The organism is Candidatus Coatesbacteria bacterium (genome assembly GCA_014728225.1).
Lineage (GTDB): Bacteria > RBG-13-66-14 > RBG-13-66-14 > RBG-13-66-14 > RBG-13-66-14 > WJLX01.
The window spans coordinates 1-19378 of sequence record WJLX01000168.1 but is presented as its reverse complement, the minus strand read 5'-3'; the positions used below and the strand labels follow the sequence as shown (position 1 = coordinate 19378).

13 protein-coding genes are annotated in these 19378 nt (G+C 69.3%); 9 read left to right on the top strand and 4 right to left on the bottom strand.

What is annotated here, in order from left to right; all coding sequences use genetic code 11:
* The first annotated feature begins 144 nt into the window (after positions 1 to 144).
* Both GF399_12095 and GF399_12090 read left to right on the top strand, forming a co-directional pair.
* The gene (locus tag GF399_12095; protein ID MBD3401053.1) at positions 145 to 1710 is read left to right on the top strand and encodes a PDZ domain-containing protein; all 1566 of its coding nucleotides are present in this window, start codon (positions 145 to 147) and stop codon (positions 1708 to 1710) included.
* Positions 1704 to 3059 carry a zinc-ribbon domain-containing protein gene (locus GF399_12090; GenBank protein MBD3401052.1) on the top strand — a complete coding sequence of 452 codons (1356 nt, stop codon included), beginning with the start codon at positions 1704 to 1706 and terminating at the stop codon, positions 3057 to 3059. The genes GF399_12095 and GF399_12090 overlap by 7 nt, the downstream gene beginning before the upstream one ends.
* 624 nt (positions 3060 to 3683) lie before the next feature.
* Here GF399_12090 and GF399_12085 read toward each other — a convergent pair.
* From GF399_12085 to GF399_12070, 4 genes are all read right to left on the bottom strand, one after another.
* The gene (locus GF399_12085; GenBank protein MBD3401051.1) at positions 3684 to 5222 is read right to left on the bottom strand and encodes a hypothetical protein; all 1539 of its coding nucleotides are present in this window, start codon (positions 5220 to 5222) and stop codon (positions 3684 to 3686) included.
* Positions 5219 to 6544: a tyrosine-type recombinase/integrase gene (locus GF399_12080; GenBank protein ID MBD3401050.1), complete on the bottom strand. Its 1326-nt coding sequence runs from the start codon at positions 6542 to 6544 to the stop codon at positions 5219 to 5221. Before GF399_12080 ends, GF399_12085 begins: the two co-directional genes overlap by 4 nt.
* Entirely contained in the window at positions 6541 to 7764 is a 1224-nt protein-coding gene (locus GF399_12075) for a hypothetical protein (protein ID MBD3401049.1), read from the bottom strand. Before GF399_12075 ends, GF399_12080 begins: the two co-directional genes overlap by 4 nt.
* 341 nt (positions 7765 to 8105) lie before the next feature.
* Positions 8106 to 8990: a hypothetical protein gene (locus GF399_12070; GenBank protein ID MBD3401048.1), complete on the bottom strand. Its 885-nt coding sequence runs from the start codon at positions 8988 to 8990 to the stop codon at positions 8106 to 8108.
* 957 nt (positions 8991 to 9947) lie between these two features.
* Between GF399_12070 and nadC the strand changes: the two genes are divergently transcribed.
* The 7 genes from nadC to GF399_12035 all read left to right on the top strand — a co-directional run.
* Positions 9948 to 10856, top strand: coding sequence for a carboxylating nicotinate-nucleotide diphosphorylase (nadC, locus tag GF399_12065; GenBank protein ID MBD3401047.1), 909 nt, complete (start codon positions 9948 to 9950; stop codon positions 10854 to 10856).
* Between the two features lie 3 nt (positions 10857 to 10859).
* Positions 10860 to 14306 (top strand): AAA domain-containing protein, encoded by a 3447-nt coding sequence (locus GF399_12060; GenBank protein MBD3401046.1) that lies wholly within the window; start codon positions 10860 to 10862, stop codon positions 14304 to 14306.
* A 141-nt stretch (positions 14307 to 14447) separates the two neighbouring features.
* Positions 14448 to 15128, top strand: a complete 681-nt coding sequence (locus GF399_12055) for a biotin--[acetyl-CoA-carboxylase] ligase (GenBank protein ID MBD3401045.1) — start codon at positions 14448 to 14450, stop codon at positions 15126 to 15128.
* A 111-nt stretch (positions 15129 to 15239) separates the two neighbouring features.
* Complete coding sequence (hpt, locus tag GF399_12050; GenBank protein ID MBD3401044.1) at positions 15240 to 15761, top strand: hypoxanthine phosphoribosyltransferase; 522 nt, start codon at positions 15240 to 15242, stop codon at positions 15759 to 15761.
* Entirely contained in the window at positions 15758 to 16390 is a 633-nt protein-coding gene (locus GF399_12045) for a methyltransferase domain-containing protein (GenBank protein MBD3401043.1), read from the top strand. Before hpt ends, GF399_12045 begins: the two co-directional genes overlap by 4 nt.
* 513 nt (positions 16391 to 16903) lie before the next feature.
* On the top strand, positions 16904 to 18640 hold the full coding sequence (gene hflB / locus GF399_12040; GenBank protein ID MBD3401042.1) for an ATP-dependent zinc metalloprotease FtsH: 1737 nt from the start codon (positions 16904 to 16906) through the stop codon (positions 18638 to 18640).
* A gap of 108 nt (positions 18641 to 18748) precedes the next feature.
* On the top strand, positions 18749 to 19378 hold a 630-nt coding region (locus tag GF399_12035), incomplete at its 3' end, for a dihydropteroate synthase (protein ID MBD3401041.1).

Below are 19378 nucleotides of genomic sequence, written 5' to 3'. Positions count from 1 at the left end.
CCTCGATGCCCTGGATTTCCCGCCCCCGGAACCCGACACCGCCGTCGGGCCGTAGATATATGGCGCCCGCTGTGCTATAACTCGGGGGACGTACAACCCCGTTGACGAATGCCGAATTTCTAACGCCCAGCCCGGGAGATAACGATGCGCAACCGAATTCTCACCGTCGTCCTGGTCACCCTGCTGGCCGCCGCCGGCGTCTACCTGGCCCTCGGGGCCACCGACGTCGTGCTGGCCGACTCCAGCGAGGCCAACCCCTACCAGTTGATCACCACCTTCAACAGCGTCCTGCAGCTGGTCCGTAACGAGTACGTCGAGGAGCAGGAGCTCGAGGAGCTGATCTACGGCGCCATCGACGGCATGCTGGGCACTCTGGACCCGCACTCGATGATGCTGGAGACGCCGGATTACGAGAATCTGAGCCTGCGCACCACGGGCAAGTTCGGCGGGCTGGGTATGCACGTCCAGATCACCTCGGAGGACGATACCCTGACGGTGATGGCGCCCTTCGACGGCACCCCGGCGGCCGAGTCCGGCCTGCTGCCCGGGGACAAGATCCTCGAGATCGACGGCGTCAGCACCTACGAGATGAACATCACCGAAGCCGTCGACATGATGCGCGGCGAGCCCGGCACCGAGGTCACCCTGACCATCGCCCGCGCCGGGGTGCCCGGAACAATCGAGGTCACCCTGACCCGGGAAGAGATCAGCGTCGACAGCGTACCCGACCACTTCATCGTCGAGGCCGGGGTGGGATACGTGCGTATCAGCGACTTCTCCGAGGACACCGACGAGGAGCTGGCGGCGGCCGTGCGCCAACTGCTCGCCGAGGGAATGGAATGGCTGATCCTCGACCTGCGCGACAACCCCGGCGGCACGCTCAACGCCGCCACCGCCGTCAGCGAGATGTTCTCCAGCGAGGACGGCCAGCTGATCGTCTACACCGAGGGACGGGAGGCCGAGGCCACCCATGTCGACTACCGCACCAACAACGGCGGTTACAAGATCGAGGTTCCGGTGGCCCTGTTGATCAACGGCGGCTCGGCCTCGGCCTCGGAGATTCTCACCGGGGCGCTCAAGGCCTGGGACCGCGCCGTGGTCTTCGGCAACACCTCTTTCGGCAAGGGCTCGGTCCAGCAGGTCTACCCGCTCAACCGCATCAACCCCGACGCCGACGAGAACATGGCCGTCAAGCTGACCGTGGCCCGTTACTACACCCCGACGGGCGTTTGCATCGACCAGATCGGCATCGACCCCCATGTCTACCTGGAGCCGATCTATTACACGGGCTTCGCCTCCCGCTTCATCGGCGCCGGCTACCACCGGCAACTGGCCACGGAGTTCCGCCTCGAACACCCCGAGCTTCCCGTGGCCGACTTCCAGGCCCTCGGCGACGATGAACTGGCCGAGCGGCTGGAGAACTTCATGGAGGGCCTGGAAGAACCCTTCCAGTACCAGCCCGAAGAGATTGCCGGAACGACGGTCGAGCAACTGCGCCGGGCCGTCACCGCGCACCTGATCACCGAAAGCCGTGGCGTCGACGGCGCCTCCCTGGCCCGGGAGTATCGCATCGGCACCGACGTCTGGGTCGACGAGGTCATCCGGCTGATGAACGACGAGGCCGCCCTGGAGCGGGCCCGGCGCGAAAGCGTCGCCAAGCTCGAGGAGCTGGCCGAAGAGGAGGCCAACGCGAGGCGGCGCAATTGGTAACCATCCGTAACCTCGTGGTCCTTCTGGTCGCCTGCCTCTGCCTGGCGGCCCAGGCCCTGGATTGTCCGCAGTGCGGCGCCCCCCTCCCCGAGGGCGCCGCCTTCTGCCCGGAGTGCGGCGACCCCGTCGAAGTCGAGGCCCAACTGCGCGCCCGGGGGGCCCTGGTCGCTGTCGGCTCGGCGACGGAGCGGATCAATCGCCTGCCGAACAAGAGCCCCGGCCTGACCGGGATCGAGCTGCCCAAACTCCGCGGCAGCGGCTTCGTCATCGACGACGAGGGCCATCTGCTGACCGCCTATTCCGTCGTCGAGGGGGCGACGGAGCTTTGGGTCCGCGACGCCGCCGGTGTCGAGCACGCCGCCGTGCTGGTGGGGGTCGATCCGGCCACCGGCCTGGCCCTGCTGCGGATGGAGAACCCCCCGCCGCCTTTGGAGTTGGCCGACAACGCCCCGGCCGAGCGCGGCACCCCGCTGACCGCCCTCGGGCTTTCGCCACAGGGGGTGCTGCTGGCCACCCCGGCGGTCCAGTCCGCCGACGGCCGCTTGCGCAGCGGCTTCCTGGACCTCGAGCGGTCCCTGCTGTTCGACGCCGACCTCAAGCCCTCCCACCACGGCGGACCCCTGCTAGACGCCGACGGCCGGGTGACGGGTCTCGTCGTCATCCGCCGCGGCGCCCTGCAGGAACGCGGCCGCGGGCTGGCGATCCCCGTGGAGCTGCTGAGCGAGGTCGCCGCGGTCCTGCGCGACGAGGGCGAGTACCGGCGGCCCTGGCTGGGGCTGACCTGCCTGGCCGACGAGGGCGGCTGTCGGGTGGCCTTCACCCTGCCCGACTCCCCCGCCGCCGTCGAGCTGGCCCCCGGTGAGCTGCTCAGCGCGCTGGACGGCGAGCCGTTGACGACACCGACGGCCTTCCAGCGTCGGATCCTCGAGCTGGACATCGGCGCGACCGTCGAGCTGACCGTCGCAGGCGACGACGGTACGCGCGGCGTCGTGCTGACCACGGCGGAGCGCCCCGCCGTCATCCGCCCGGCGCCCCTCGACACCCTGAACTTCCAGCTCGGCCTGGTCGCGCGCCTGGAGCCCGCCGGGCTGGTCCCCCTGGCCCTGCGGCCCGCCTCACCCGCCGCCACCGAGGGGCTGCCCCTGGACCGGGGACCCCTCTACCGGGCCCTGCCCGGCGCGGCCTTCGAGAGCGAGAACTACCGGCGGCTCGATTCGCCGGAGAGCCTGGCCAAGATCGTCGCCGACTCTTACCTGGAGCGCCACTTCGCCCTGGGGCTGTTCTGGGGTCCCACCGAGCGCGACGGCGTCTTCCTGATTTCGCCGCTGCGCGTGCCCCTGGTGATCTAACCGTTCCTGACGTCCACCATTGACGTAAAAAACCGCCCGTGGGCGGTTTTTTACCAGGCAACATCGGCTTCTTGATTATTCGGCTGAGCGGAGGCAGCGGAAATGTCTCGCGCAGAAGGCCGCCAAATTACCTCACCCGCATCGGTTTTACTGGCCGCCTTGGCCGCTTGCTGCTAACCGGCTTGAAGTGCACGGCAGAGGAGCGGCTAATCCCCGAGGGGGTTTAAACTCGGGCGGCGGATCACCCGCCCCGGGCTGCTGGAAGCAGTCTCGCGACGTCGCAACCGATCAGGCGCTGCCATAACAACTCACAACGAAAGGGCTGACGTGCTCCCTGCTGGCTGACAGCCTGTAGCTGGTTGGGTTATCGACATAGCGGTCCGTTGCGGAACAGTTATCCGCTGTCTTGTCGATCCGCGGCGGCGCGGGCCGCGCCTCGACCGGCACCTTCCCGTCACCCCCTCATCCCCGCCCGCCCAAGCGGCTCGCAGATCCGGGTCCCGGGAAGGCGGGGTACAATCCGGCCCGAACCGGCACGGTTTTTGCATCTCGGCGACCGTTGGCAAGATGCCAACGGTCCGCCTCGGCAAAAACCGTGCCGGTTCGGGCCTGGGTGTCACGGGTTTAGGGGATGCGGGCGGCACCCTCCGGTCCGGCGGGGTCGAAGGGCGGGATGATTGTGTAGACGTTCATCCCCGCCACCCGGCGCAGCAGCAGCAGGCCGGGGATCAGCTTGGGCGGGGTCTGCTCGGCGCTGAAGACGACGACCTCGGCGCCGGTGGCCCGGGCGAAGCTGACCAGCTCCTCGGCTCTGTCGGGGGCCCAGGGGCGGGCGTAGCCCAGGGTGGGGTCGAGGGCCAGCTCCTCGGCCGGTGAGAGGGCGGGGACCAGGCGCGGCGAGTCGGGGTCGTAGAGCAGCCAGGTGGTCGAGGCGACCTCTTCGGGGGTGTCGGCGTCGACCTGCTCGGCGAGTTCGAAGACGACCGTGTTGATCTCCCGGCGCTCGACGGCGGCGCCGATGCGGTCCTCCAGCTCCGGGTAGCCGAGCTTGACCAGCACCAGCAGCAGGGTGGCCGCCGGGATCAGCCAGTTGCGCTTGCGGAACCACAGCCCGGCGCCGGCGATGGCCAGGGCCGGCCCCAGGGCGGCCAGGGCGGCTTCGGCCACGCCGGAGGTGTGGGGATTGAAGCCGCTGGCCAGGACCAGGACGCCGCCGCCGAGGGCGGTGACGGCCAGCTGGTTCTCATCGAGTTCATCGAGGCGGCCGCGGTTACGCCACAGGCCCCACCAGCCCAGGGCGCCGATGGGCCAGAGGGTCTGCCAGGCCCGCAGCCCCAGACCGCCCAGCCAGTGGCCGAGGAGTTTGAGCGGGCGCTGGGTCAGCAGCCACCAGAAGTTGAGTTTGTTCTCGTCGGCGCCGCCGAAGATCTCCCAGCCGAAGATACGGAAGCTGTACTGGTGGAAGGGATTGCCGTGGACGAGGGCGGCCAGCAGCAGCTGGGGCAGGGCGCCGGTGAAGAAACCGCCCAGGAACAGGCCCAGCTCGGCCAGCCAGTTCTTGCGGTGCAGCCGGACCGCGGCCAGCAGGCCGAAAAGCAGCAGGGCCAGGGCCTGGTAGCGGAAGAGGTACGCCAGACCGGCGAACAGCCCGCTGCTGAACAGGCCCAGCTTGCGCCCCCGGGAGGTGACCGCGGCGTAAACGCTCCAGAGGGCCAGGGCGCCGTAGATCAGCCCCGGCGATGCCGTCAGCGCCGTCCCGGCCAGGGGCGCGAACAGGGCGACGAAGGGCAGGGTGGCCCGGGCCAGACCGCGGCGCTTGGTCAGGGCCAGCACCAGGCGGTAGACGCCCACCAGCAGTAAGCCGAAGGCCGCCGCGGCCAGCAGCCGGGCGGCCAGCAGTCCGTCGCCGACGATCTCGCTGACCCCGCGCAGCAGCATGGGATAGCCCGCCGGCCAGAGGCCGCGCACCAGTGAGGTCGGCTCCTCGCCGGAGATCAGCCAGGCGGTCAGGCCACGCTGCAGCAGGGGCCGCTCCGGGGCCGGGTCGAGGAGCAGCGCCGCCGCCAGGCAGAGCACGCATAAACCGAGGACCATCAACCAGGCCGGCCAGTCGCGCCGGGGCGAGGGCGAGGAAACCAGGCTGACGGGCTCCGGGCGCATCATTCTCCGGGAAGGCTGTTGTTCGGTCGGGCGCGGGGGTGGCGGCGGTGGGCCTGCTGCAAACGTTTGACCTCGACCCGGGTGTAGCGTTGGGTCTCGCTCAAGCGTCGGTGGCCGAGGAGTTCGCTGACCAGGCGCACTCCGGCGTCGCCGGCCAGCAGGTGGGTGGCGAAGCTGTGCCGGAGTTGGTGGGGTCCGGGAGCTTCGAGACCCGCCGCGGTGGCCAGACGACCCAGTCGTCGATAGACGGCGTGGCGGTCCAGCGCCCGGCCCGTGGCGGTGCGGAAAACTTGATCCTCGGCGGTCGCCCCGGGTGACCGCCGTCGCAGGCGGCGCAGCCAGCCGGCCGCCACCTCGCCGAAGGGCACGACGCGGTTGCGGCCGCCCTTGCCCCGGACCCGCAGGTAGGCGCCGTCGAGTTCGACGGCCCGCCAGACCAGCCCCAGAGCCTCACTGACGCGCAGCCCCGCGGCGTAGAGCAGCTCCAGCAGGGCGCAGTCGCGCACGGCGATCCGGTAGGCCGGCGGGGCGGGGACCACGGCGGCCGGTCCGAGGTCCAGGTCAGGGGCCAGGTGGCGCAGACGTCCGCGGAGTTCGGCGACGAATTCGTCCCAACGGCCGTCGTCGGGGTCGTCGACGATGCTCGTCGGTGTGGGCCGGCCGGGCAGTTTTTGGAGCTCGCGGCGGAAGGTCCGGTCGTCGAGGGGGGCCAGCAGCGGGCCCTGCGGGTCCGCTGCGGCCGACAGCCGCAGGGCGGCCGTCAGCCCCTCCCCGAGGGGCAGAAGCCCGCCGTCGAGGTACAGCCCGTTTTCCACGAGGTCGGCGGTTCGCAGCCGTCGGAGCCGGGCGGGTCGCAGCAGGCCCCGGCGCAGCAGCTCGACGGCGGCCAGCAGGGCGGCCTCGCGTCGGGCCAGCCGCCGACGAACATCGTCGACGCGCTGCCGGGCGGTTGCCAGCAGAGTCTCGACGACGGCCGGGTCCAGGTCCCGGGGCTTGACGTCGACGTGGTCGGGCAGCCGGGGCGGACGCAGCAGGGCTTCGGGATAGCCCTCGATTTCAGCAAAGGCCAGGTAGGAGCGCAGAGTGGCCAGCCGGCGGCGCAGCGTCGTCTCGCTGAGGCCCCGGGAGCGCTCCCAGCGCAGGAAACTCACCAGGTCCTCGGGCCGGGCGGTTTCGAGGGGATGCGGTTTGGCCGCCCCGGCGGCGTAGCGTCCGAGGGCGGCCAGGTCCCGCCGGTAGGCGGCGATGGTGGCGGGCGACAACTCCCGTTCCCGGGCGGCGTAGTCCAGAAAGGCCGCCAGTCGCTCAGCGAGCGGGAGGCTCATCGTCCGGGCAATTCGAGGTATTGCAGGCGGTGGTTGCCGCTGTCGGCGATCCACAGCAGACCGTCGCCCCAGGACACCCCCGAGGGCAGGGTGAAGGCGCCCAGGCGCTCGCCGGGGGCGCCGTAATCGCCGAGGTGGGTCGCCGCGCCGTCGAGGTAGTCGTAGACGGCCAGCTCGGCGCTGGTGGCGTCGGTGACGATCAGGTAGCCCCCCGCCCGGGTCAAGCCGAGGGGTTGCTGCAGATCGCCCCCCGTCGCCCGGCCCAGGGGTTCCAGGGCGCCGTCGTAGTAGTAGAGGTAAACCTCGCCGACCAGGGCGTCGGAGACGGCCAGGATGATCCCGTAACCGTCGTCCTCCAGCACCGCCAGGCCGACGGGGTTGTCCAGGGTCTGCCCGGCTCCGTCCTCCAGAGACTCGTCGTCCAGGTGCGCGCCGTCGAGGTCGAAGAGGTGCAGCCGGCTGTTCGTGCCGTCGATGACCAGGGCCCGCTGCTCCCCGCTCCAGTAGGCCAAGCCGCCGGGTTCGCCGAAACCGTCGGGGAGCTCCCAACTGCCGCTGTGGCCGCCGTCGGCGGCGGAGAAGGTGTCGAGACGGACGTTGACGGGATCGGCCGCCAGGACCGTGTCGGCCGCCGCCAGGTAGGTCACCGTGGCCGGGGCGTAGCCGTCCACTTCGCTCGGGCCGACGCTGTAGAGCACGGCGCCCTCGGCGTCGTAGCCCGTCAGCGAGCCGGCCTCGGGATCGACGGCGTAGACCCCGCCGCCGCCCGCGGCCACGCCGGTGGGCAGGCGGTACTGCCAGTCGCGGTCGCCGAAGGCGCCCCGACGACCCCGGACCTGCAGGCGGGGATCGTCGACGGCGGCGGCGGTAAGGCTGACCGTCCGCGTCTCCTCCTCGGCGAGGTCCACCCGACCGGCGGCGGTGAAGGCCACACTCCCGGCGTCGTAGACGTCGACCTCGATCAGGCGGTTGTAGCCGGCCGGGCACTCGACGCGACCCGCGGCCGAACCGTCGCCCACGCTCAACTCGGCCCAGATCTCCTCGGCGATGTCGCTCGCCGTGATCCGGACGCGGACCTGATCGATCTCGGCGCCGCCGGCGGGCTCCAGCTCGAGCTCGAGCTCCACCCCGGCGGGACGGAAGGTCTCGACGCCGGCGACGTCGCAACCGGCGAGCAGGGCCGCCAGACAAGCCGTCAGCAACAGGCCGTACCTCTTCATCGCTCTCTCCTCACCCTTGGCGATCGATCGTGCTTGGCGATCGATCGTGAAGCTCATCCACCCGCGCCGAGCGGCGGACAAGGCGTCGTTAACCTGCCGCAGCGCACCCGCGCTCTGTTAATCGGTTTGAATTTGGCCAGCGTCATTTCCCGGACCCGGCAGCCCCGGGTCGGCTGGTAACCAGTTGTTATCCCGTCGTTTTCCGGCCCTACAGCAGCGGTTTGCGGTGGCGGGCGGCGCTTATGACTCAGGCAGACCCGACCGGGTTCAAGGTGCTTTTCTCCGGATCATGTTTGGCCCACCGGGGTGTGCTGTTCAGCCCGGCAAGACTACCGGACCGCCTACCAGGAGACCTCGACGTTGATGTAGGAGCCGTCGTCGGTCTCCTCGTCCTCGGCGCCGTAGTAGACGGCGGCGGCGGTGATGCCGACGACGCCGACGGCGCCGACGATGACCCAGGGGAAGGAACCGCCGGCACCGATCCCGCTTGCGCCACCCGTCTCGAGTCCTTCGGTCAGGGTGGTCAGGGCGTCGTCGGCGGCTCCGGCCGCGGCGACACCTGACATGGTCAGCAGGGAGCCGGCCCAGGCCTCGAGCTCGGAGATCTCGGCGGCGCTGAGCGCCACGGGTTCGCCGACGACGGCCCCGGGCTCGACCGTGGTCTTGGTGCCCTCCTCGAGCAGCAGGCTGCTTTCGCCGGCGGCGTCGGCGGTTTCGACCTCACCGTAGAGGACCTTGAAGGTGGTGGCGCCGTCCTCGGCCACCTCGGCGGCGAACAGGGTTCCACGCACGGCGCCCGAGGCGCTGCGGCTGGAGACGCGGAAGCCGTCGGCGTCGGCCTCGTTGCGGTTGATGGCCGCCAGCACCCCGCCGTAGTAGGCCTCGAGGTCGAAGCTGGTGCTGGTGTTGACGATCCGCACGCGGGTGTTGGCGCGGAGCTTGACGTGGTGGCCGTTGCCGAGGCGGATCTCGGCCGACGAATTGCGGGTGGCCTCGACGATGTCGTTGGTGTAGAGCTCGTCGCCGCGGTCGAGTTTCTCGGTGACTCCGCCGCGGGTCACGGTTACCCGGCCGACGACGTCGACGACCTCGCCGAGGGCGCGCCCCTGGGCGAGGGCGGGTCCGACGGAGACGACCAACATAACCGCTGCGGTCAACGATCCGACGGTTTTGAGCAGGCGGCGCATCACGACCTCCCTGAACGTCTGGCGAATCGACGTTTTCATTGTCCCGACGATTCACCCGACGAGGGGTTTGGCGGGCATGCCGGGGATTGCATCAACGGTTGGGTTTTATTAGGTAAAGTATATCACCCAGGCTGGTCGATGACCAGTCATCGGCCAAGGTTCGCCCCGTCTTGACCCTCGCCCGTGACATTGATATAGTTGGCACGTAAGCGCTAAGGGTCGAAAGATCCGCTAAAAGCGGTTGGGATACCCTAACGCTCATGGGTCGTCATATGTTGTGATTATCTTGTCTTCACGAGAGTTAACGGGCTGTCGTCACGTCATGAGCAATGGAGGCGCTGTGGCCGCCGGCTCAAAGTGTAATCCCGACAGGCACGTCACCTGCGCGAAGTGTAACTATCGCTATAACAACAGGTTAGGTGACGGGCGGCGGAAGTGCGAGCGCCGTAGAATAGCGTGAATTGATCGCCGCGCTGTTGTGGCTTGAAGCAACCACGGCCCGAGCGGCCAACAAGGTCGGCATCCATCCCAATACATTCGGCAAGTACTAGCGCATCGCCGCCGATCGGGAGGCCGAGCTGGACTCGAACGTCTACTCCGACGGCTGGAAGGCCTGTAACAAGCTATCGCTCAACGGCTTCCGCACAGGCGCATCAATCATGACAAGACCCTGGTTGGCGGCAAGCAACGGCCTTGAGAACTTCTGGGGCGACGCCAAACACCGCCTATTATCCGACCACTGCGTCTTAAAGCGCACCTTCAGGCTCTTTAGCAGGGAAGGGTCGTTCAGCTTCAACCAAAGAAACGATCCCGGCAGGCTAGATTACCCCAACAGCAGCCTGATTGGTCCATGATCGTATGTGATCCCTTGCGGTTTTAACTACGCGCTGACGGGCCGCTCCGGCTCGACTGCGGCGGCTCGGTTCGCCCCGGCTGTCGCGCCCGGTTCGGCCGCGTGACGATGAAACGACCTCCGACACCCTGGAGCGTAGTCGGGTGCTCCCGTCCCCCCGCATACACCGCCTGATCGAGCTGGCCCTCGACGAGGACCGCTGCGCCGCCGATTACACCACCCTGGCCGCGGTCCCGGCGCAGCGACGCGCCCGGGGCGTCATCGTCGCCCGGGAGAATCTGGTGGTCTGCGGCCTGCCCGTGGCCGCGGCGGTCTTCAGCGCCGTCGATCCGGCGATTTCGCTGACGCAGCGGGCTGACGAAGGCGCCGAAGCCGGCGCCGACGGGTTCATCGCCCGGGTGGAGGGCCCGGCGCGCTCCCTGCTGACGGCGGAGCGCACGGCGCTGAACTTCCTCGGCCGGCTCTGCGGCGTGGCCACGCTGACCGCCCGTTGGGTCGCCCGGCTGAACGAGGCCTGGGAGCGTACACCCGCCGACCGGCGCCCGCCGCGGCCGCCGCGCCTCGTCGATACCCGCAAGACCCTGCCCGGCTGGCGCGAACTGGACAAGTACGCGGTGCGCACCGGCGGGGGCCGTAACCACCGCCACGACCTGGCCGGCGGGGTGTTGATCAAGGACAACCACCTGCTGGCCGCCGGCGGGGTGCGTCCGGCCGTCGAGGCGGCCCGGACCGCCGCGCCCCACAGCCTGCGCCTCGAGGTCGAGGTGACGGACCTGGAGCAGCTGGTGACGGCCCTGGACGCCGGAGCCGAGATCTGTCTGCTGGACAACATGCGCGGCGAGACCTTGGCCCGGGCCGTGGAGCGCTGCCGTACGGCCGGGGTGCTCAGCGAGGTCTCCGGCGGCGTGGACTATGATTCCCTGGCGGAGCTGGCCGCCCTGGGTCCCGATATCATCTCCGCGGGCTCACTGACCCATTCCGCTCCCGCGGCTGATCTGGCCCTCGATTTCCTCGACGACGATCCCGACGCCACCCACCGTTCCCCGGGGTAGACCATGGACGAATTCCTGCCCGATCTGCATCTCATCTGGCGACCCGTCGAGTTCGCGAGCGTCGGCGGCATGGACGCCCTCCAGCAGGAGTACAGCCGCGTCATCGACGAGGGCGGCCACGCCTGGTGGACCCAGCGTCTGTCGCTGACCTACATCAGACTGCTGGACCGGGTGCTGGAGAGCGGCCGGACCGTCCACCTCTTCCCGGTGGCCAACCCCCGGGAGGCCGGTCAGCAGATCTTCCGGCTGCGGGCCCGGATCGGGGATGTGCTCTACAACCCCGACGGCTCTTTCGTACCCCAGCCCGACGAGTTGCTGCCCTTCCGGCGCAGCTCCGCCGACCGCATCTACTCGGCCTGCTGGATCAAGCTGGTCTCGATGGAGACCATCCCGCCCGCCGAGCTGCCCGAACCCAACGACTATCTCGTCCTCCCTTACGGCGACGATCTTCTCGAGGCCCTCGACAACCGCTTCTCCAAGGGCTTTATTCTACCGCGCGCCCAGTACGATGAATTCCGCAAGACCAACCTGGCCCGACGTTTGGAGACGCTGGACCGGGTCTCGCGCACCGCCGGCGAAGCCCAGCGCCGCCAGGTGGTCACCAAACTGCGCGATTTCGAGCGCCGGGTCGCCGAGACCGTGGCCGAGGACGCCCGTAGTGGCGAGCTGGCCTTCGATATCGTCGAGGGCCGGGGGGTCGGCTTCCCCCTGGACGAGGAGCGGGCCCGTCGGATCGGCGCCGTGTCTGATAAAGCCGAGCACGAACTGCGCGTCGACCGGCGCGATCGTTCCCTGATCATCGACGCCCCGGACCTCGACCTGGAGGATTCCGAGGAGCGACGCAGCATGGGCGAGGTCAAGGTCGAGCTGGGCGGCGACCGGCGCGGGATCGTCACCCACACCGACGAGGACAGCTTCGACCTCGAGCGGGAGATCGACGACGACACCCTGGGCGAGGAGGAACGCCAGCTCCTCGAGCTGGGCATCGACTGGGACGTCCTGCACCGGATGCGCCGCCAACTGGCCGGCCTGGAAGAGGAAACCACGGAGCCCCGGGGCGAAGCCGCCGTCAAGCGGCCCGCCGCGAAGCCCGCCGCACCAGCTTTCGCCGGTTCCGACCTCGAGCCGCCCCCCGTCGGTGAGGCCCCGCCGCCCGTGCCCCGGGACGAGGCGACTGACGAGGACGGCCCCGTCGAGGAACCCGCCTTCAGCGGCTCGGAGATCACACCGCCGCCGGAGCCCGCCGCCACGGAACCCGCCGCCACGGAGCCCACCGCCACCGACTTCCCCGGCTCGGACCTCGAGCCGCCCCCCGTCGGTGAGGCCCCGCCGCCCGTGCCCCGGGACGAAACGGCCGCCGCGGACGGTCCCGTCGAGAAGCCAGCCTTCAGCGGCTCGGAGATCACGCCGCCCCCCGACGACGCCACCGCCGAAGCCGTCGCCGCCGAGCCCGCTTTCGCCGGCTCCGATGTCGAGCCGCCGCCGGAAATCAGCCCCTCCGACGACGGTGCGACGCCGCTCTGGGAAAAACCCGAAGCTCGCCCGGCCGCCGCAGCCCCCCCGGAGGAGGCGGGGAAGGCGGAGGAACCGCCCGGGACCGCTCCGGACTTCCGCGCCTCCCTGCCCACCACCGAGGACATCGCCCGGGCCCTCGAGGGCACCCCGCTGGGTAGCGACGGGACCACCGAGCCGCCCACATCGACGCCCGATCCGGAACCCGAACCCTCGGCCCCGCCCGCCGGCGACGCGGGCCCCCTCGATGAGATCATCGAGCCCCTGGAGGCCCTCTCCGGTCCGCCGTCGACGGCGGAGCCCGCTGACGCCGACCGGCTTCCCGAGCCCGCCCTGACCAGCCGGGAGCTCGAGCGCGAGGACGAAGAGACGGACGCCGAGAAGATCGAGTTCCCCGACCTGCCGCCGCTCAAGCCCGAGACCCCACGCTCCAAATCCCGGGACCTGCGGGGTATCAACCTCTTCGAGGAATCCGCCCCTCCTCGCCCCGCCGCAGCCGAGGACGACGAGGAGCCCCACGCCGGGAGTCGCCCGTCCGACGACGATACCGAATCCCGCCCCGACCGTTTACTCATCCCCACCGTCGACACCCTGCTGCGCAGCGCCGAAGACCGGGAACGGCGCCGCCGGACTACCCCCGAACCCGAGGAACAGCCCCTGGCCCTGCCCCGGGACGTCGCCACGGGCATCCGCAAGATCCGCGAACACCTGGTTATCGACTCCGAGCAGATCGCCCACATCATCACCAACCTGCTCCTCGGCAAACACGTGATCATCGGCGGCCCGACGGGCTGCGGCAAATCCACCCTGGCCCGCCTGATCCCCACCCTGATCTGGAACATCTACCCCGAGATCGTCCAGACCATGTCCACCTGGGGCGCCGACGATCTCCTCGGCCAGGTCTACCCCCTGCCCGACGGCGGCTCCGCCGTCTCCGGCGTGCTGACCCGCACCGTGCTCAAGAACTATACCGCCGAAGGTTCCTCCTACAAACGCAACGCCTACCAGGCCCCCAACGGCGCCCGCTACGACGGCGTCTGGCTGGTGATCGACGAACTCGACAACTGCGACTGGACCAGCCTGCTCAGCGACTTCCTGGCCTCCGCCGACGCCGACCACCTGCGCATCCCCGTGGTCAGCTCCCCCGGCGAGACCGTCGATATCCCCCTGCCCCAGGACTTCCGCCTGCTGGCCACCTTCAACGATCCCGACGGTCCGGCGCGGATGGAGAAACTCAGCCAGTCGACACGGCGCCGCCTGGCCTTCGTCGAGCTCCACTCACCCAGCGACGAACGCGCCGAGCGTCACGCCGTGCGTCGCCACGTTCAGTCCATGGTCTACGAGCAGCTCGGCCTGGCCACCCGCCAGAGCGACTTCGGTGACCAGATAGAGAACACCCTCTTCCGCTTCGCCCGCCTGGTTCGCGCCTACCGCGACATCGGCACCGCACCGCTGATCACCATCCTGGCCGACGTCCAGGTCGAGACCCAGATGGGCCTCGACGCCTGGAAAACCCTCGACGAGGCCATGGCCACCAACCTGATCCCCTTGCTGGGCGGAATGGCCCCCGGCGAGCTGCGCATCCTCGGCAACCTGGCCGCCAACACCCCCGAACGCATCCACGCCTACCTGGCCAGTAACCTGCCCAAACGCTACCGCGACGAAGACTTCCGCGATCAACTCCACCGCTACCTGGTCTTCCTCTACCGCACCAGCCTCTATCGCCGCGATCACTACGCCGAGGACGTCAAGGAACTGATCGAACTCGTCGCCGCCGGCATACCCCAGGGCGAGGTGCCCACCCTGGTGCGGGCCATCGAACTGCGCGAGGGCAACCTGGCCACCAGCCTGCTGCCCGCCCTCAAACTCGGCTCGACCCTCTTCGAAACCATCCGCGGCCTGACCAAGCTGATCAACGTCGCCACCGGCCGGCGCTGAACCGGCCCGAAAAAACGTCCGCCGCAGCTCCCCTAACACTTCGTACGCCCGGGCCGCCGGAACCGGCGGGTGGTCGATTGCGCTCCAACGTTGAACCGGGCGCTGCGCGGCGGCCGTTTTCTCCAGCAGTGTGAAGCCTGGATGAAGAAGAACGGTTCGATCCTCCAGGCCTTCCTCGAGGAAGCGCAGCGCGAGATGAACAAGCTGATCGATTGGCGCATCGAGCGTTACCGGAGCCTGACCTCGACCAACGACGTCGTGCTGCGCGTGGGTCGCACCGGGGCGCCGGAGGGGTTGGTGGTGACGGCGCGTAGCCAGACGGCGGGACGCGGCCGCCGCGGGGCTTCGTGGAGCAGTCCCCTGGGCGGGCTGTGGTTCAGCGTTCTGCTGCGGCCCGACCTGCCGGCGGCCGAGAACGACCTGTTCAGTCAACTGGCCGCCGTGGCCCTGCACGCTCCGCTCTCCCGTTACCTGCGGGTCCGGTTGAAACCGCCCAACGATCTATACTCCGGGGGGCGCAAGTTCGCCGGGGTGTTGACCGAAACCGAGATTCGCGGAAAACGCAGCTCCTTCGTCGTCATCGGCGTGGGCGTCAACGTCAACTTCGCCCGGGAGCAGCTCCCCGTCGAGGTCCGCGAAACGGCGACGACGATGTTCAGCGAATCGGGCCGCGTCTTCGATCTGGGCAAGCTCCTCGACGAGCTGCTGGCCTCCCTGGCCCGCAGTTATGCGGTCCTGCTGACGGACCCCCTGGAGATCCGCGACGAGTACCTGGCCCTGGTCACCGCCCACCCCCTGGGGTTGGAGGACGGCGGGGCCTGACCGCTGGGTCGTCGTTATCCATCTTAACCCCGGAGCATCGACGCCGCCGCCCGGCGTTTTTGTTATCATGGGCGGCGCTGGTCGATCAACCATCGAGAATGGACGGAAGGCATGCGCGTAATCATCCCCGAACAGCGAATCGCCGCCCGGGTGCAGGAGCTGGCCGAGGCGATCAACCGTGATTTCGCCGGGCGCAAACTGCTGGTGCTGGGCATCCTCAAGGGCTCGCTGATCTTCCTGGCGGACCTGGTCCGCCGCTTGCGCCTGCCGATCCGTTACGAGGTCGTCGTCCTCTCCAGCTACAAGGACGGCACCACCCCGGGCGACGTCGACTTCTTCGGCGAGCTGCCCGCGGCCCGGCCCGACGAGGAGATCCTGATCGTCGAGGACATCATCGACACCGGCCACACCCTGGAGCGGTTGCGTGACTGGTTGAACGAGCAGTACGACCGTCCGGTCAGCCTGTGTGTCTTCCTGAACAAACTCGGTCGGCGCGATGCCGACGTCGCGCCCGACTACGTCGGTTTTACCCTGCGTACCCGGGCCTTCGTCGTCGGCTACGGCCTGGACTACGCCGAGGGCTACCGCAACCTGCCCTACATCGCCGCCCTCGAGTCCGGGGAGACGGCGTGAGCGATCCCTTCGAGAACGAGGTCGAGCGCTACGAGGCCTGGTACGAAGAGCACCCCCGCCTGTTCGCCCAGGAACTGGACCTGTTACGCACCTACTGGCCGACGAGGGGTCGGCGGCTGGAGTTGGGCAGCGGGACGGGTCGCTTCGGCGCGGCGCTGGGCGTCGAGGTCGGCTGCGAACCGGCGGCGGCGATGAACACCCTCGGGGTGCGGCGCCTGCCCGCCGTGGTCCGTGCCGTCGGCGAGGAGCTGCCCTTCGGCGACGCGGTTTTCGACGCCGCCCTGGCCGTCGGCGTGCTGGGGTTCGTCGCCGAGCCGGCGCGGGTGTTGGAGGAACTCCATCGGGTGCTGGCGCCCCGGGGCCTCTTGCTGCTGGCCTTCATCGACGCCGCCGGTCCGCTGGGCCGTCGCTACGCCGAGGCGGCCGCGGACGGTGATCCCTTCTACAGCCGGGCCCGCTTTCACACGGCCGCCGAGCTGGAGGAGCTGACGCTGGCGGCCGGCTTCAGCGCCCCCTTCTTCGCCCAGACCCTCCTCGGGCCGCCGCGACGGCCCCTGGCCATCCCGGGCTGCGCCCAGGGCAGCGGTCGCGGCGGCTTCAGTTGCCTGGTGTCGCGCAAAACGGCCTGACGGCTTTCACCACGGTCGAGGCATATTGACGCGCCGCCCGGAACGCTGGTAGTATCCCCCGGTGTCGATTGCAACTATGTCCACACCGCCCTCGTATTAAAAACACACCGGCGTCCCCCGGCGCGACGGCATCCTGTGACAGCACGGCGGGCGCGGCTTTTTCGCAAAAGGCCCGCCAGCACGGGTCGCTTTGCTGAACCCCGGGTCGACGCACCTCCCGCCGGCCGGCCGAGCAACCAAGGAGCAACCCTGAACAAGGTACTCAAAGGCATCCTGCCCTGGATCATCATCCTCGCCGCCGTCATCCTGCTGTTCCAGTTCTTCGGTTCGCCCGGGGGCGGGCGCGAGATCAGTTACTCCGCCTTCGAGCGTTACCTCGAGGCCGGGGTGATCAAGAGCGTCATCGTCACCGAGGGCGAGTTGCACGGGGCCTTCACCGAGCCGCAGACGACGCCGGACGGGCAGACCTACCAGGACTTCACCGTCAGCTACTCGGCGGCGGACAGCGAGTTCATGAACCGCCTGGTCAAACAGGGCGTCGAGGTCACCGAGGACACGGGCAGCGGCATGCTCTGGACCCTGCTGATCTCCCTGGGTCCGGTGATTCTGATCTTCGTGCTGTTCTTCTTCATGATGCGACGGATGCGCGGCAGCAGCAATCAGGCCTTCCAGTTCGGCAAGTCCAAGGCCCGGTTGATCAACCGCGCCAAGAACCGCACCACCTTCGACGACGTCGCCGGCTGCGACGAGGCCAAGGAAGAACTCAACGAGGTCATCGGCTTCCTGCGCAACCCGAAGAAGTTCCAGAAGCTGGGCGGCAAGATCCCCCACGGCATCCTCCTGGTCGGTCCCCCGGGCACGGGCAAGACCCTGCTGGCCAAGGCCGTGGCCGGCGAGGCCAACGTGCCCTTCTTCAGCATCTCGGGTTCGGACTTCGTCGAGATGTTCGTCGGCGTCGGCGCCTCCCGGGTCCGCGACCTGTTCAACACCGGCAAGCGCAACGCGCCCTGCATCATCTTCGTCGACGAGCTGGACGCCGTCGGCCGCCAGCGCGGCGCCGGGCTGGGCGGCGGTCACGACGAGCGCGAGCAGACCCTCAACCAGTTGCTGATCGAGATGGACGGCTTCGAAACCAACGAGTCGGTCATCCTGATGGCGGCCACCAACCGCCCCGACGTCCTCGATCCGGCCCTGCTGCGCCCCGGGCGCTTCGACCGCCAGGTCATCGTCGACATGCCCGACCTCGACGGCCGCTACGAGATTCTCAAGGTCCACGCCCGGGAAAAACCGATGGGCGACGACGTGGACCTGAAGAAGATCGCCCGCAGCACCCCCTTCTTCTCCGGCGCCGACCTGGCCAACCTGATCAACGAGTCCGCCATCCTGGCCGCCCGCTACGACCTGTCCGAGATCACCCAGGAGGTGATGGAGGAAGCGCGGGACAAGGTCATGCTGGGGCCGGAGCGCCGTTCGCGCAAGCTGGACGAGGAAGACAAGCGGGTGGTGGCCTACCACGAGGCCGGCCATGCCCTGGTCGCCGCCCTGCTGCCCGACTTCGATCCCGTCCACAAGGTGACCATCGTCCCCCGGGGCCGGGCCCTGGGCCTGACCATGCCCCTGCCGGAGAAGGAACGGGTCAACTACGACGCCGCCTACCTCGAGAAGCGCCTGGCCATGTTGATGGGCGGCCGCGCCGCCGAGGAGCTGGCCCTGAAGGTCGGCACCTCGGGCGCCGCCAACGATATCGAAAAGGCCAGCGAGCTGGCCCGCAAGATGGTCACCCGCTGGGGGATGAGCGAGCGCTTGGGACCGCTGACCTTCGGCGAGCAATCCGAGGAGATCTTCCTCGGCCGGGAGATCAGCCAGCACCGCGACTACTCGGAGAAGACGGCCCAGTTGATCGACGACGAGGTGCGCCGGATCGTCGAGGAGGCCCACGGCACCGCCACCCGGCTGCTGGAAGAACACCGGGAAACCCTGGAAACCCTGGCGCGGATCCTCATCGAGCGCGAGACCATCGACGGCGAGGAGCTGAAAATGTTGCTGCGCGGTGAGGCCCTCCCCGCCGACGACCGCGAGCTGCCCTCCCTGCGCGAGGAGTATCTGCGCGAGCGCGACAAGGAGCGCGAGGAGCGCCTCAAAAAGGATGAACCGGTGGCCGTCTGGCCCGGCGACGAGGGCGAAACAGCCCCGGAGCCGCCCCTGGGTTACTCCCCGGCCCACGAACAGGGCGACGACGAGGACGACTAGCCTCCCGGCGACCCGTCACACCAGCCGGGAACGCAGCACAGCGGGCGGTCATCCAGCCGCCCGCCGTGAGTTTGGATCAAACCTCAACCCCGGATCCCGAGGGGGACGATGAACACTCAACCCCGCGTCTGCCGCCTGGACGGCCCCGACGACGCCCGCCGCCTGATGGCGCGGGCCGGTGTCTCCACCAAGGGCGTCGAGATCATGGCGCCCAAGCTGCGCGGTGTCACCCTGCACCTGGCCGGGCTGCGCTTCGCCACGGCGACGATCCTCAAGCAGGAGGCCCTCGTCGTCGGTGCCGAAGCCGCCGTGCACAAGGATCTGGTGGTGCGCCGGACCGAGACCACCGACGTGATCCTCGGCGGCAGCCTGGCCCAACTGTATCAGCTCTGCGCCAAGCTGCGCGGTCAACAGTTCGGCCTGAGCGCCCTGGCCGACGAGCTGGAGCGGGTCCTGGCCGTCCGGGACGCCGCGCCGGTCTGGCACCTGCGCGGTCGTCGCCTGACCCTGGACGAGCCCCTGGTGATGGGCATCGTCAACCTGACCGCGGACTCCTTCTCCGGCGACGGCCTGGCCGACGACGTCGCCACCGCCGTGGAACGCGCCCGGGCGATGCTCGAGGCCGGGGCGGCGATCATCGACGTCGGTGCCGAGAGCACCCGGCCCGGCGCCGAGCCCGTCGACGCCGAGACGGAGCTCGCACGCCTGCTGCCCGTGGTGCGCGGGCTGGTCGCCCTG

Bases quoted from the DNA above. Each gene is read 5' to 3' on its own strand.
- GF399_12095 (MBD3401053.1), top strand. From the start codon at position 145: ATGCGCAACCGAATTCTCACCGTCGTCCTGGTCACCCTGCTGGCCGCC.
- GF399_12085 (MBD3401051.1), bottom strand. From the start codon at position 5,222: ATGATGCGCCCGGAGCCCGTCAGCCTGGTTTCCTCGCCCTCGCCCCGG.
- GF399_12080 (MBD3401050.1), bottom strand. From the start codon at position 6,544: ATGAGCCTCCCGCTCGCTGAGCGACTGGCGGCCTTTCTGGACTACGCC.
- GF399_12075 (MBD3401049.1), bottom strand. From the start codon at position 7,764: ATGAAGAGGTACGGCCTGTTGCTGACGGCTTGTCTGGCGGCCCTGCTC.
- GF399_12070 (MBD3401048.1), bottom strand. From the start codon at position 8,990: ATGAAAACGTCGATTCGCCAGACGTTCAGGGAGGTCGTGATGCGCCGC.
- GF399_12060 (MBD3401046.1), top strand. From the start codon at position 10,860: ATGGACGAATTCCTGCCCGATCTGCATCTCATCTGGCGACCCGTCGAG.
- GF399_12055 (MBD3401045.1), top strand. From the start codon at position 14,448: ATGAAGAAGAACGGTTCGATCCTCCAGGCCTTCCTCGAGGAAGCGCAG.
- hpt (MBD3401044.1), top strand. From the start codon at position 15,240: ATGCGCGTAATCATCCCCGAACAGCGAATCGCCGCCCGGGTGCAGGAG.
- hflB (MBD3401042.1), top strand. From the start codon at position 16,904: ATGAACCGCCTGGTCAAACAGGGCGTCGAGGTCACCGAGGACACGGGC.